The 13,470-nt window shown below is 31.9% G+C and carries 15 protein-coding genes; 6 read left to right on the top strand and 9 right to left on the bottom strand.

Annotated elements, in window-relative coordinates:
- Positions 1 to 371: 371 nt before the first annotated feature.
- Complete coding sequence (locus QZQ55_RS03930) at positions 372 to 893, top strand: Abi family protein (protein WP_295090143.1); 522 nt, start codon at positions 372 to 374, stop codon at positions 891 to 893.
- Here QZQ55_RS03930 and QZQ55_RS03925 read toward each other — a convergent pair.
- Positions 852 to 2,720 carry a fructose-specific PTS transporter subunit EIIC gene (locus tag QZQ55_RS03925; RefSeq protein WP_295090139.1) on the bottom strand — a complete coding sequence of 623 codons (1,869 nt, stop codon included), beginning with the start codon at positions 2,718 to 2,720 and terminating at the stop codon, positions 852 to 854. The genes QZQ55_RS03930 and QZQ55_RS03925 overlap by 42 nt on opposite strands.
- 149 nt (positions 2,721 to 2,869) lie before the next feature.
- Here QZQ55_RS03925 and QZQ55_RS03920 point away from each other — a divergent pair, with 149 nt between their 5' ends.
- Together QZQ55_RS03920 and QZQ55_RS03915 are read left to right on the top strand one after the other, a co-directional pair.
- Positions 2,870 to 3,154: a hypothetical protein gene (locus tag QZQ55_RS03920; protein WP_295090137.1), complete on the top strand. Its 285-nt coding sequence runs from the start codon at positions 2,870 to 2,872 to the stop codon at positions 3,152 to 3,154.
- A 104-nt stretch (positions 3,155 to 3,258) separates the two neighbouring features.
- Entirely contained in the window at positions 3,259 to 3,777 is a 519-nt protein-coding gene (locus QZQ55_RS03915) for a TetR/AcrR family transcriptional regulator (RefSeq protein ID WP_295090134.1), read from the top strand.
- Between the two features lie 35 nt (positions 3,778 to 3,812).
- Here QZQ55_RS03915 and QZQ55_RS03910 read toward each other — a convergent pair whose 3' ends face one another.
- The 7 genes from QZQ55_RS03910 to QZQ55_RS03880 form a co-directional block, all read right to left on the bottom strand.
- Complete coding sequence (locus tag QZQ55_RS03910) at positions 3,813 to 5,753, bottom strand: FAD-dependent oxidoreductase (RefSeq protein ID WP_295090131.1); 1,941 nt, start codon at positions 5,751 to 5,753, stop codon at positions 3,813 to 3,815.
- 121 nt (positions 5,754 to 5,874) lie between these two features.
- Positions 5,875 to 6,885 carry a helix-turn-helix transcriptional regulator gene (locus tag QZQ55_RS03905; protein WP_295090128.1) on the bottom strand — a complete coding sequence of 337 codons (1,011 nt, stop codon included), beginning with the start codon at positions 6,883 to 6,885 and terminating at the stop codon, positions 5,875 to 5,877.
- Positions 6,882 to 7,631, bottom strand: coding sequence for a Cof-type HAD-IIB family hydrolase (locus tag QZQ55_RS03900; protein WP_295090125.1), 750 nt, complete (start codon positions 7,629 to 7,631; stop codon positions 6,882 to 6,884). The genes QZQ55_RS03905 and QZQ55_RS03900 overlap by 4 nt, the downstream gene beginning before the upstream one ends.
- A 43-nt stretch (positions 7,632 to 7,674) precedes the next feature.
- Complete coding sequence (locus tag QZQ55_RS03895) at positions 7,675 to 8,154, bottom strand: hypothetical protein (RefSeq protein ID WP_295090123.1); 480 nt, start codon at positions 8,152 to 8,154, stop codon at positions 7,675 to 7,677.
- Entirely contained in the window at positions 8,141 to 8,746 is a 606-nt protein-coding gene (locus QZQ55_RS03890; protein ID WP_295090120.1) for an ATP-binding cassette domain-containing protein, read from the bottom strand. Before QZQ55_RS03890 ends, QZQ55_RS03895 begins: the two co-directional genes overlap by 14 nt.
- A 12-nt stretch (positions 8,747 to 8,758) precedes the next feature.
- On the bottom strand, positions 8,759 to 9,247 hold the full coding sequence (locus QZQ55_RS03885; protein ID WP_295090117.1) for a hypothetical protein: 489 nt from the start codon (positions 9,245 to 9,247) through the stop codon (positions 8,759 to 8,761).
- On the bottom strand, positions 9,231 to 10,088 hold the full coding sequence (locus QZQ55_RS03880) for a hypothetical protein (protein ID WP_295090114.1): 858 nt from the start codon (positions 10,086 to 10,088) through the stop codon (positions 9,231 to 9,233). Before QZQ55_RS03880 ends, QZQ55_RS03885 begins: the two co-directional genes overlap by 17 nt.
- 137 nt (positions 10,089 to 10,225) lie before the next feature.
- Here QZQ55_RS03880 and QZQ55_RS03875 point away from each other — a divergent pair, with 137 nt between their 5' ends.
- Positions 10,226 to 10,915 (top strand): LytTR family DNA-binding domain-containing protein, encoded by a 690-nt coding sequence (locus QZQ55_RS03875; RefSeq protein ID WP_295090111.1) that lies wholly within the window; start codon positions 10,226 to 10,228, stop codon positions 10,913 to 10,915.
- On the top strand, positions 10,915 to 12,150 hold the full coding sequence (locus QZQ55_RS03870) for a GHKL domain-containing protein (RefSeq protein ID WP_295090108.1): 1,236 nt from the start codon (positions 10,915 to 10,917) through the stop codon (positions 12,148 to 12,150). The genes QZQ55_RS03875 and QZQ55_RS03870 overlap by 1 nt, the downstream gene beginning before the upstream one ends.
- A gap of 148 nt (positions 12,151 to 12,298) precedes the next feature.
- On the opposite strand, the gene QZQ55_RS03865 is transcribed toward QZQ55_RS03870, so the two are convergent.
- The gene (locus tag QZQ55_RS03865; protein WP_295090105.1) at positions 12,299 to 12,733 is read right to left on the bottom strand and encodes an HD domain-containing protein; all 435 of its coding nucleotides are present in this window, start codon (positions 12,731 to 12,733) and stop codon (positions 12,299 to 12,301) included.
- Between the two features lie 130 nt (positions 12,734 to 12,863).
- Between QZQ55_RS03865 and QZQ55_RS03860 the strand changes: the two genes are divergently transcribed.
- Entirely contained in the window at positions 12,864 to 13,448 is a 585-nt protein-coding gene (locus QZQ55_RS03860) for a TetR/AcrR family transcriptional regulator (protein WP_295090102.1), read from the top strand.
- Positions 13,449 to 13,470: the final 22 nt, after the last annotated feature.

The raw sequence follows: 13,470 nt of genomic DNA, 5'->3' as shown, positions 1-13,470 counted from the left end.
ACTAAATTATATAAAGTTTTTACTTGTACCTCCATGAAAAACGTAAAATGTAGAATTATTCTTGTGTTCATCTAAACTTTTGGACTTTTTTCTTATTTACAATTTCATTTTTTTCATCCACAATTGACTTTCTATGACATATGGGTTATATGTATTTGCAATCAGATTGCAGATACTTGTGAAGCCTGCAATCGGGGGAGGGTGCCGAGGCCCCTTTCTTTTTTTTACTTAAAAATAGTATATTTCACAAAAGAAATTCTCCAGTCACATAGGTATATTTAGTATAGAAGCGTCATTTTAAATACTCCAGTTCCTAATTTAAAACATTAAGTTATAGCAGTTCTCATAATACATATTTTTACGAGGTGCATATGACAAAACCATTTATTACATATACCACTCAAATTGAGAAGTTAAAGAACGAGAAAAATTTAATAATTACAAACACCGATTTTGCATTAACATCCCTAAAAAATATCAGTTACTATGGATTAATCGATGGTTACAAGCATCCATTTATTGATATTCATACCCGAAAGTACGTTAATAATACTTGTTTTGAAAATATAGTTACTCTTTACGAATTAGATGAAGAATTACGTGGATTATTCTTCAAGTATTTATGCCGTATAGAAAGAAAACTACGTTCATCTGTTTCTTACTACTTCTGTCAAAAACATGGAGAACGTCAAGAAGAATACCTTAATCCCAACAACTACAATATGATTCCTAAAAATATGCCTGGAATTATAAAACTAATTCAAATACTAGATAATATATCTAATAAAAATAAGAATCACAAATATCTTGTTTACCAATGCCCTCTCTTTTTGTATCATAAAAAGCCCGAGTTAATACTCAGACTTGTGTGTAAATGTAATAATAAGACCTGATACAATTGTACCTGCTAGAAGTGCTATAACATATTTAAATGGATTAGTCATAAGATAGATAACCCAGATGCCACCATGAGGTAACATGACACCACATTTATAGTAAGCAGATAATGCTCCTGTAATAAATGATCCTAAGATACATGCTGGTAAGACATGTTTTTGATCTTTCTTTATGAAAGGAATAGCTCCTTCTGATACAAATGATAAGCCCATAATAATATTTTTAAAAGTAGTACCTCTTTCTTCTTCAGTCCACTTTTCTTTAAATACAAGTGTAGAGAAGGCAATCGCAAGAGGTGGAATCATCCCAGCCCCCATAACAGCAGCCATAATAACATCTGAATTAGGGGCTTTAGTAAAGACTAAAGCATTCGCAAATAAATAGGCAAACTTATTAATAGGTCCACCCATATCGATAGACATCATCGCACCAAGTGATGCACCAATAATAACCACTGAAATAAGTGGCAGGTCATAGAGACAATCGATAATGATTGTATGACACTTAATTAAATATGTATTAAGTACTGTCATCGCTATACCAGATGCGAGTACACCTAATACTGGATATAATAAGACTGGTTTAATACCATCAAACATATCAGGAACATTCTTAAACAATCTTTCTACCACAAGCATTAAGTATCCGGCAAGAAAACCTCCTACTATAGCTCCTAAAAAGCCTGATGTGCGTAAAGTGACTGGGTCATTTAACCAACTTAATGAAAAGCCACTATAGGCAATATATCCACATAAAAGTCCTGGTCCTAAGGTTGGACGATCCGCAATACTCATCGCAATATAGCCTGATAATACAGGTAATACAAATAAATAGAGAATGTTTCCAAGTACATTCAATATCTGAAAGTATTGACTTTGTGTATCACGTGTAAAACTAAATGCAAGTACACTCATAAATCCTGCTACAACTAGAATAGGTAAAGCATGAGAGAAACCATTCATTAAATGTTTATAAGGAATATGCCATCCCTTCTCCTGGTTATTCTCAACTTTTACTTCTTCACCTTTATAGACAGGTGCCTGTTCATCTAGAATAATCTGAATAAGTGTTTCAGGTTCATCAATTCCTCTTGCGACAGGACAGCTATATAGTGGTAAACCATTAAAACGATTTAGAGAAATATTCTTATCAGCCGCAATAATGACACCTTTTGCATGTTCTATATCTTCTTGACTGAGTTCATTCTTAACTCCAACTGAACCTTGAGTTTCTACCTTAATAGATACGCCCATTTCCTTGGCCTTTTTTTCTAATGCTTCTGCAGCCATATAGGTATGCGCAATTCCTGTTGGACAGGCAGTGACTGCTAAGACTTCAGGGTGTTCAACTGCTTCTGTTTCATGTTTAGCACTTTGTGCTAAATCAATAATAGATAAGAATTCTTCAGGTGTTCCTGCATTCTTTAAATCCTCACAAAAGTCATGATCCATAAGTAATGTAGAAAGTTCACTTAATACCTGTAAATGTACATTATCGCCATTATCCGGTGCTGCAATCAAGAAAATAAGAGTTGTAGGCTGGCCATCCATAGAGTGATAATCTACACCCTCAGGCAAAGTCATTGCCGCAATACCTGCTTTGGTAATGGCAGTTGTTCTTGCATGAGGTATCGCAATACCATCTACCATACCTGTAGTAGAAAGATTTTCTCTTTCTATAACTGCTTCTTTATATGCTTCTTTGTCAGAGACATTACCCTGCCTATACATTAAAGACACCATTTGATCAATTGCATCCATCTTGTTAGAGGCATGACCATGAATCTTGATGGCTTCTTTACTCATCAAATCTGTTATCTTCATATTGTTCTCCTAGTTATGATATACATGCATTCTATCATAATTTTGTGTAAATAAGTACAGTAATATAATGTTTACAAGAAATTGTTTTTCTTATCATTTAACAGTAATCCGCAAAGAGACTATAATGAAAGAAGAAAGAAAGCGATACTATGTACGCAGTAATCTATGGTGACAATGAAAATGGAGAAAACATTGAAATAGAAGGATTATTTCAAACACGCGAGGAAGCAGTCAAAGCATTATATGAGAGTGCTTCTAAGACATTTGATTCTCTAAATATTGATATTGAATCATGTGAGGAAGATGAGTATGACTGGAGTCCTCGTGGTGAAATCCATAAGGAAAGCGCCTGGGCAAATAGTGGTGGTAAGCAAGGTTATCCTATGTTTTGGAATATCATAGAGATAGATAATCGTGCTTTTCAAGACAAATAAATACTTAAAATGACATATAGAGTGAAAAGTTTCAGCTCCATAGGAGTTGATGCTTTTTTATTGCCTTGAAATAAGGTAAAATTAAATTAAAGGCGGATCACATTATGAAAAAAGAAGCGAAGAAAAGACTTTACGAAAGCACTGTGGAGTTACTAAAAGAGAGTGATTATGAAGATCTAACAGTAGGAAAGATATGTCAAAATGCCTGTCTTTCTAGACAATCCTTTTATCTCCATTATCGTTCTAAGGAGGATGTTTTAAAAGAAATCTATTTTAATCTATTCAAACATACTTATCTAGATAAAATAGAAGACAAGCAGTATATAGAGTCTGATGACTTTATCATGAAAGTAATTGATGTCTATGAAGCGCATGCAACTATCTTCATTACATTAGAGAAGTGGTATTACCAGGATTTTTTGTCACAGGAGAAGCAGCGTTTTCTAGAAGAAGTCTCTCTTCGTGAATTTGATAATCCATTCATTGAGAAATACTTTAAGTATTTCATGATTTCTTTCTTAACACCCCTTCACTATATTATGATGGGATGGCTTAATGGTGATAAGAAGGAATCTAAACAGGAACTACAATCAATCATTAAAACATTTGTATATCACAGATAATAAAGACCCTCTCATTTTTGAGAGGGTCGATTATTTTATAGGTCTTTAGTTAGATTATATGCTTCTGTAATAGCTGTCTTGATATTACCGATTTCATGGGCATCCCCAATCATATGATAGTTAAGACCACTTGCCTGAAGCATTTCTTCTACAGCTGGATTCTTCTTATAACCTGCTGCAAAGATAAGTGTATCTGCATCCTTAATAGTATGAGTTACATCGTCTTGTGCATAGTTGATTTCAGTTTCAGTCACTGATTCTACCTTAGCACTTGTAATGATCTTGATACCCTTCTGCATCATTCTTCTTACAAGTAAGCTTCTGCCTGGTCCAGATTCATTCATCATAACACCATTTGCCATTTCTAATATAGTTACATCTCTATTTCTAGGGAATAAGTCATTGATTAATGGTGCTAAGTAATCAGCTGTTTCACAACCTACTGATCCACCACCAATAATAACAATCTTGCGACCTGGGAATGCTTTACCAGCTAATACATCATCAGCTGTCATCCATGATTTAAACTGAGTAAATGGATTAATAACGATTGGAGAAGCACCAGTACCTGCAATAACTTCATAATCCTTGAATTCATTCTGTAACATATCTAATGTCACTTCTGTATTTAATCTTACATCAACACCTTCAAGTTTATGAGCCATATACTTGATAACAAGTGTAAGATCCTGTTTTGCGATAGGTACTGCAGCTAAGTTCATTTCTCCACCTAACTTATCATCCTTTTCGCATAATACAACATGGTGACCACGTTTATGTGCTACAAATGCAGCTTCCATACCTGCTGGTCCACTACCGATGACAAGAATGTTCTTCTTTTCTTCTGCTTCTTTAATTGTATCTTCGTTTTCAATTTCTAATGAAGGGTTGATTGTACAAGACACACGTTTACCAAACATAATACCTGTTAAGCAACGTAAGCATCCAATACATGGTCTAATATCTTCTACATGACCACTCATTGCCTTGTTTACGAATTCTGCATCACATAAGTTAGCACGTCCCATCATACAGATATCTGCTTTATCGTTCGCAATTAATTCATCTGCAATCCAAGGTTCTGTAATACGTCCTACTGTAGCCACTGGAATTGATACATGCTTCTTGATTTCTTCACTTAATAATGCATGTGAACCCATCTTAGTGCCTGGAGCTGGAATAGAGCTTCCTCTTGCGATAGTTGTACCACCAGAGACGTGAAGCATATCTACACCTGCTGCTTCTAAAGTCTTAGAAACATAGATCATATCGTTGATGTTTAAACCACCATCAGTATATTCATCACCTGAAATACGTACATCAATGATAAAGTCCTTACCACACATCTTACGTACTTCTTCAATAACTTCTAAAGTTAATCTTAGACGGCAAGAGATATCTCCTCCGTATTCGTCTGTTCTCTTATTATATAAAGGAGATAAGAAACCACCTAATAAACCATGAGCATGAGCAGCATGGATTTCTACACCATCTGCACCTGCAGTTTTAACTCTTAAAGCTGCTTCACCAAACTGTTTAATAATAACCTTTAATTCTTCTTTAGTTACTGAACGTGGTGCTTCTTTAGCATAATATGGTCCAACATTACTTGGGGCTATTAAACGTGGTGTACCAGGAATAGGGAAAGCCATATAAGCTGGGTGGAATAACTGTGGTAAGATCTTACAATCATACTGATGTACTGCTTCAGTTAATTTTTTCCATCCAGGAATAAAGCTATCATCATGAATAGACATATCTCCTGGTAAATATATATATGTTGGTTCTACTGTAGTGACTTCAGTAACGATTAAACCAACACCACCCTTTGCACGTGCTGCATAATGTGCAACAAGCGCATCAGTTACATAACCTTTATCAGCTAAGTTTGTACTGATAGGAGGCATAAAAACTCTGTTTTTTATAACTGTTTCACCGACTTTAATAGGTGAAAATAAATGTGAAAATTCCTTCATTTGTATTTTCCTCTCTTTCGTCCACATTATATCACTCCTCTTGTGAATAAAAAATCATGCTTCTATATAAAAGCAGTCATATTTTGCCTTCTTAATACTGAAAGAAGACAATATATGACTGCTATAAAAGAATTTGTATTCGCTTACCTTTTTGTGATATTTTTATTTCTTCTTCTGTTTCTAGCTTAATATGTTCATCGTTTAAAGTGATCTTACATTTCTCATCTTCGTAGATTGTTTCTTCTTCCTTGATGAAGTCTTCTAGTATTTCATCAAAGTTATTAAGGTTCATTTCTTTTTCTTCTGTAGGCGCATAATTCTTCTTAAAACGTTTTCTATAGTTACTAGGTGATATACCATAGATTTCTTTAAACGCTTCTGTATAAGCCTTAGAATTAGGCATACCGCATTCATCTGATATCTCTGAAATATTCTTGATACCTTCTAATAAATCTTCTAGAGAAGCACGAATACGTACACTATTTAAATACTTCACAAAGGTAATACCAGTAAACTTCTTAAATAACTTAGATGTATAACTTAAACTAAACGAAAGTGTATCTGCTACATCACCTAAAGTTAAGTTCTCATTATAGTGTGAGTCTATATATAAAATAGCCTGCATATAGTTCCTATGGGCTTCATCCTGTAAAGGAAGAGAAGACATAGAGAAAGAAACCTGAGACGCAATAGAGAGGATATCCATCATATAGGCATTGAGAGTATAAAGGTTATAATTCTCCTGTTTAATAAGTTTGAGGATGCCTGATATCTTATTTTTTAATTGATCATAAGCCTGGTTAGTGACAATCATTGTAGAAAAAGCCTCAATACTATTCCCACTCATTGCGGAAGTCATACGATCAAAGTCTATATGTATTGTAAGAACAACTCCATCTTTTTTATGCGTAATCAAATGAATATCTCCCGGAGCAATCATCACAAGTTCACCTTTTGATAGTTTAGAAGTAAACTTCTCTGTCACTATCTGGTATTCTCCCTGCAAGACATAAGAGAGTTCTAGACTCTTTTGTCTAGAGAAGATATGACGATCAAAACTGTTGATACTTAAAGAGAGAGGATATCCAAACTTCTGTCCTGAAAAATCATAATAATCTGACATATTCATCATAATAGTAAGTCCTCCAGATATTTACCTATTCCATCATGATCACAATCATCACAGACTGCATCAGATAGTTCTTTCACATGTTCAAGTGCATTACCCATTGCGATACCTGTTCCTGCCTTAATAAGCATAGGAAGATCATTTTCACCATTTCCAAAAGCGATTATATCTTTTAAATCGATATGATGAAAACATGCAATTCTTTCTAACATTGTGCCTTTATCTACACCTTTCGGTCCTATTTCAAGCCAATAAGGATCAACTAAAGAACATGTATAATCCAGTCCCTGCGTGTCAAAAGAAGGACATCCAAAATAGACAAACTTATCAAAGATTGTATCAACGTGTATTGGAATATGCAAATGCAGTAATCGAATAAGCAATGATTCATTATAATGGAACATCACTCTTTTATTATTAATATAGACAATAAAGCCATAGTGATGATCTTTCGCATATCTTCTTACTTTTAAGTAATCATCATAGTTTAAGCGTTTATGTTCAAGTACATTCTCGCCTAGATGATCATGATAAGCTTGTCCATTATTGCATGAATAGCCACTCATGGGATATTTTTCAAAACGAAGCATCTCACCATATTTCATTAAACTGTTAATATGTCTACCACTAGAGAGAATAATTCCTATCCCCTTCTCTTCTAATTTGATGAGTGTTTCTAATGTTCGTGGTGAGATTTTAGAATGATGGTTTAGTAATGAGCCATCCATATCACAAAATATGAGTTGCATAGAACACCTCCTTGAAACTATCATAACACAAAAGGCTTCAGGACTAAAATCCTGAAGCCAAAGTAATGAAATATTTAGTAAACATAATAAGTATGAATGCAATCATAAACGTATGAGTCCCTAGTCTTTTATAGAAAAAAGACATACATAGTCCTATGAGTATTTCAATGCAGACTGTTTCTATAAGTCCTAAAATACAAATATCATGAAAGAAAAGATCAGTAAAAATAGAAAACAAAACAAATACAATAAGTGTATAGACTATTCTTTCAAGCATCATTGTATGATACTTCTTTCTTCCCATTCTGATAATTGAAAATGTATCTATTTCAATATACTGTAATATACAATCAAACACTATTTTCAAATAGAAGTAGTTAACTAGAAGTGAAAATACAACATAAATAGGTCTTTGAGGAAAGAAGTATTTGATATGAGTACAGTCAACAAAAGAGATATGAAATACTCCTTTACATATAAGAAATAGAATGAAGAGAGAAACATAGTTCTTAATAGTCTTCACTCTTAAGTTTCCCCTCTTCTAGCAAATAGGTATGTGTATAGTGAACATGTGCTAAGCGGTCATGTGATGCAATCACTACACTTTTACCCGTTTCTACTAATGTATTGACCATATTTTCAAATATAATGATACTCTCTTCATCCAAGCCTCTAGTTGGTTCATCAAAGAAAATAAGATTCTGATCTTCCATAACTGCTTGAATAATACCTGCTTTTTGTCTCATACCAACAGAATAATTCTTAAGTGTAGCAGAACTATCATAATCCAACGAGTACGTATGACATAATTCTCTTATTCTTTCTTCGTTATAACAATGATTAAGTGAAGCAAGAAACTTAAGATTGAATCTTAAAGATTCATTTTCTATAAATCCTGGGTTTTCTATAAGTGTACCAATATATGTATCAGATTCCTTTTCAATAGTACCTGAATCACTTTGAATAATGTCACAGATAATTTTAAAGAATGTGGATTTACCACATCCATTCTTTCCATGTATATAGAGGCATTCTCCTTTATTTATTTCTAGATTGATATCTTCTAATACTGTGTTTTGTTTAAAGCTCTTTTTAATATGATTGACTTTCAACATCTTTATTTCCTCCTAGAAGAACATGTAATGATAAGCAAGATTGATAATGATAGGTAAAGCGATATAGAGAATGTTTGATTTTCTATTGAATTGCAAGTAAATAATGGATATCTCAAATAGAAATATCAATGTATAAACAACTAACATCAATAGAAGGTTGATACTCATTTGAGAGATACCATATACGAGAAATAAGAAGACATAGAGAATAATCAAGAAAGATAGTGTAATAATAATCATAAAAGAATAAGTGGTTTGTTGTGTATTCTTATACCCCATACGTGTAATCAAAGTATGATTAATCCCATTGATGATCATCACCTTCTTATACATAACCACTAGATAAGTAATATTCAAAATCAAGGTGATATAGTTACTTGTAAGGAGAATATAGATGAAGTTTACTCTTTTACTTAATCTTGTGACTACAGGAATAAGAAGAATCAAAATAATAAGTGAAATAGTGTCCTGTTTCTTAATAAGCTTAAGTAGTGGAGTCATGATAATCCCTCATTCCAAAAAGAATAGATGACAAAAGATAATAGAGTAATGCAGTACCAATATAGAAGAGATGAGGATTGTTATTTAAAACAGGACTTTTAATAATACTTGGAGTAAGAATATTAATAATATTAAGGAAATAAGCCAATGTAGCAAGCAAACTTCCTGATGTATTATAGAATGTATGAGATAAAACTGATGCACCAATATAAAGAATAAGAGATACAAGTAATCCAAGCGTTCTATAGAAATAGACATTCTTAATAAAACACTGTAATGAGAACAAGAAATGAGAAAAAAGTGCATAGCCAATAGATGAAAGAACCATATAGATAATAAGATTAAGAAATAATGAACTAGATAATAGATTAGTCTGTCTTGTCGCATTCATATAGATTGGATTAATAGAAAAAGATATCTTAAAGAAGAAAAGATGAATGATTAGTACTGTAAGTAGATGAGTCATAAAAATAAGAATAAATGTCGCAAGAAAATTGAATTGTCTTTCTTTCTTATGATAAATAGAAGAAGACATACGTGTTATCATAAAATGATTGAATTTATTATGCTCATATAGCAAGAAATCAGCACTAATGATATTAGGCACAATGAGTGTTGTAAGGACATATAATATAAGTGTGAGTCCTGAATCCTGTAAGTAATAGAAGAAGTCTAATCCCATTTCAGGATCTTTTGATTTCATTAGTATCATTTCTTTTTCAGGAATAGAACTATAAGCCCCTTTATAACTGATGAATATTCCTACAATAACTACAATAAAATAAATAGAAAATAAGAGAAGTTTCTTTTTGGATTTAAATAAGTAGAAGAATTGTTTCATAAATTATCTCCTTAATATGTTAGAATATATTTAATAGTTCTTTTGTTTATTTCATTTTAAATAATACATAATATATATTCAATTGTGTGATCGTTAATGGTCTATTTGAAAGCGTCAATGATAAGGAGATGGAATCTATGACATATAGAATTGCAGTTGTAGATGATGAAGAAGATGACTTAAAACATGTTTGTCATCATATAAGTGATTTCTTCTCATCTACAGATATAGAGGTTAATACATATATAAATGCTTTACAGTTTCCTATAAATGTAGAATTTGATGTCTTATTCCTAGATATCGATATGCCTCATGTTTCAGGATTAGAACTAGCGAAAGAGTACAAAAAAAGACATCAGAATGCCTTAATTATCTTTATTACAAGTCATAATGAACTTGTTTATAAAGCATGTAATATACATCCTTTTGACTTTATTAGAAAAGAGAATCTAGATATAGAAATGCCTGATGTATTAGAAGAAATCAACTATCATTTATCTCATTTACATCCAAGTGTAACATTCTATATCAATGGAAATGCCTATATATTAAGAAAAGAGTCTATTCTTTATTGTGAAAGCTTCAATCATCAAACAGAGATACATTTTGATACATCTTCTATTACTGTCAATATGCAGCTAGGTGATGTAGAAAAGACGATTGATTCTAATCATTTTAAAAGAGTTGGACGTTCTTATCTCGCAAATATGAAAAAAGTGACTAAGCTAGAAGGTACAACATTATATATAAGTGAGCATTACCAGATACCAATAAGTAGAAGAAAGAAAAAGCTTGTATTAGAGTATATGAAGGAGGTGCATCATTGATGTTAGAAACAAATAATATAAGTTTCATCGCATTATCTTTGATGTTGTTGTCATTCTTCTATTATGTCTATTCTATCAGCATTAAAGAGAATCTAATCAAGTTTATTGGTTCTGCACTATTATTATCATCTGTTTCTATTATTTCTTCTATGTTCATACATAATGGACTTCTTAGTATATGTATATTAGGTTTATGCCTCATTCTGTTTAAGCATGACAGACTTCTAGAATGTCTATTTATATCAATTTACTTTATCTTTCTTAAGGTTCTTACCTATGTGATTATGACATGGGGTATCAATATTTTCATATATGATCTGGTTTTACCTATTCATGATATAGTCTATGGTTCAGATCTTCTTTTATGTATATTATTGCTTCTTACAAGGCATTTGTTTAAGGATTATTTAATGCGTATTAAAGAATATACCGCCTTCTATCTAGGTATCCATTCTGTATTAACACTTATCTATCTGTCATATCTTATTACTATTTTCAAAAAAGGTTCTCTTCCCCTTGAAAGTTCTATAGAAATTGTATTGATTACCATTCTTGTGATGTTGATCTACCAGATGGTTAATAGAATATTAAGTATAGAGAAAGAGAATTATCTAGTAAAATTAAACAATGAGGAACTGAAATTCAATAAGAAGAATTATGAAAATATCATTACTCATATGAATGAAATCAGAAAGATCAAGCATGATATGAATCATATGTTGTTGTCATTACTGGAAGATTGTGAAAAAAAAGATTATGAATCACTCCATAATCATATTAATAACCAATTACATAGAATTAATGAAACACAAACAGTGGATACGGGTAATGCATCTTTGAATCTTATATTAGCTTCTCAATTATCTAAGATTAAAGGTAAGAATATTGAATTTATTGCCAGTCAATTTGATGATGATACCCCTATGGATAAGATAGATTTCTATGTATTACTAGGTAATTTATTAGATAATGCGATTGAGAATTGTACATCAAAATCTATTAAGAAGATTATTCTTGATATCTATAAAGAGAGTAATGATTTCGTTATTGATATTAAGAATACCAGTATCAATAATCCTCTTGTAGATAACCCAAACTTCAATACAACTAAAGAAGATTGTAGTCATGGGTTTGGAATGCGTTCTATTATGAATATAGTCAATAAGTATCATGGAGAGATCACTTATGATTACTCATATCGTTATTTTAGTGTTCAAATCAGAATAAAAAGCTAAAATCAAGCTATATTGACAACCACTACAAACCTATATGATAAGTAAGCGGCTCTTCACTTAGATTTAAGAAAATGACTACCCCACTTCCAAAGGTAGTCATTTTTCTATTCCTATCAACAAATAATTAAAAAAAGCTAGAAATTCCAGTTCATCTTCTAAATAATGTCTCTTCTATGGCACAGATCTTATCTGCAATACATACTATCCATGCTTCAGTGCATGTGGGAGGAACAGGAGTTAAAGAAAACATATGTCTAATTATAATATTTTTAACTCGTGGTGAGAGTGTATAGTCCTTTTCTGCATTTCTAAAAGCGCATTCTGGATGAGTAAAGCCATGAAAATGCCTTCCTTTTCCATCATGCCAGTCATATAAGAAATAATCATGAAGTAATGCACCAATGACTAAAGCATCCATATTAACCTGTATTGGGAGCCATTTGGCTATTCTGACACTCATATGAGCTACATTGACACAATGTGCATAGACAGTAATAGAACCATGTTGAATATAGTTCTTAGTTTCATTTAAGCGACCTGCATTTTCTAAATAACGTAATTTTTTTTGAATAATATAAGTCATTTATATATCCCCTCTGGTTGAAACCTACAATCTGGCTGTATTATAATATAAATGCATGAAACAATACATGGTCAGAACATAATAGAAATGTTGCTAAAGATACATATTGTATAGAAAGTGGGAAATAATAATGGAACAAAAGACAGATAGACGAGTTATCAAGACAAAACATGCAATATATAAAGCTTTTGTAGAACTGTTAAATGAAAAAGATGTAAATCAGATTACCATTACAGATATTGCGAAAAAAGCGAACATTAACCGTAAGACATTTTATAATTACTACTCAGATGCCTATGAAGTTATGGAAGAAATAGAAAACCTGACAGTAGAGGCATTTATTAATAATATGGGTACTGTAGAGTTTACAAATATGGCTGATTTCTTAACTGAAATCTTTATAAAGTTTACTGAAACAGTAAATAAAGATTTAGAATTCTTTAATCTTCTCTTTAAGACAAATAACCGTTCTTTTCTTATTGTAAAGATCGTAGAAGCACTTAAAGAATATGTACAAAAGCGTATTGAAGAAAGTAATGAATTAGATATGCGTCGATTTGAAGTTGTTTCTAATTTCTATCTTTCTGGTGTTTTATCTGTTTATATGAATTGGTTCATGAATAATTATGATCAATCTATAGAAGAAATATCGGCTTTATTAGCAGAACTTGTTCTTCACGGAAATAGGGTAGACGAGAAAAAGTGTCAATTCTAGGAAAAATCACTAATTCTGCGCC

The sequence above is a fragment of the uncultured Catenibacterium sp. genome (genome assembly GCF_900540665.1).
Taxonomy (GTDB): Bacteria; Bacillota_I; Bacilli_A; order Erysipelotrichales; family Coprobacillaceae; genus Catenibacterium.
This window is presented reverse-complemented; position numbering and strand designations above follow the sequence as displayed.

Coding starts and splice junctions, on each gene's coding strand:
- QZQ55_RS03930 (WP_295090143.1), top strand. CDS start 372: ATGACAAAACCATTTATTACATATACCACTCAAATTGAGAAGTTAAAG.
- QZQ55_RS03925 (WP_295090139.1), bottom strand. CDS start 2,720: ATGAAGATAACAGATTTGATGAGTAAAGAAGCCATCAAGATTCATGGT.
- QZQ55_RS03920 (WP_295090137.1), top strand. CDS start 2,870: ATGTACGCAGTAATCTATGGTGACAATGAAAATGGAGAAAACATTGAA.
- QZQ55_RS03915 (WP_295090134.1), top strand. CDS start 3,259: ATGAAAAAAGAAGCGAAGAAAAGACTTTACGAAAGCACTGTGGAGTTA.
- QZQ55_RS03910 (WP_295090131.1), bottom strand. CDS start 5,753: ATGAAGGAATTTTCACATTTATTTTCACCTATTAAAGTCGGTGAAACA.
- QZQ55_RS03905 (WP_295090128.1), bottom strand. CDS start 6,885: ATGATGAATATGTCAGATTATTATGATTTTTCAGGACAGAAGTTTGGA.
- QZQ55_RS03900 (WP_295090125.1), bottom strand. CDS start 7,631: ATGCAACTCATATTTTGTGATATGGATGGCTCATTACTAAACCATCAT.
- QZQ55_RS03890 (WP_295090120.1), bottom strand. CDS start 8,746: ATGTTGAAAGTCAATCATATTAAAAAGAGCTTTAAACAAAACACAGTA.
- QZQ55_RS03885 (WP_295090117.1), bottom strand. CDS start 9,247: ATGACTCCACTACTTAAGCTTATTAAGAAACAGGACACTATTTCACTT.
- QZQ55_RS03880 (WP_295090114.1), bottom strand. CDS start 10,088: ATGAAACAATTCTTCTACTTATTTAAATCCAAAAAGAAACTTCTCTTA.
- QZQ55_RS03875 (WP_295090111.1), top strand. CDS start 10,226: ATGACATATAGAATTGCAGTTGTAGATGATGAAGAAGATGACTTAAAA.
- QZQ55_RS03870 (WP_295090108.1), top strand. CDS start 10,915: ATGTTAGAAACAAATAATATAAGTTTCATCGCATTATCTTTGATGTTG.
- QZQ55_RS03865 (WP_295090105.1), bottom strand. CDS start 12,733: ATGACTTATATTATTCAAAAAAAATTACGTTATTTAGAAAATGCAGGT.
- QZQ55_RS03860 (WP_295090102.1), top strand. CDS start 12,864: ATGGAACAAAAGACAGATAGACGAGTTATCAAGACAAAACATGCAATA.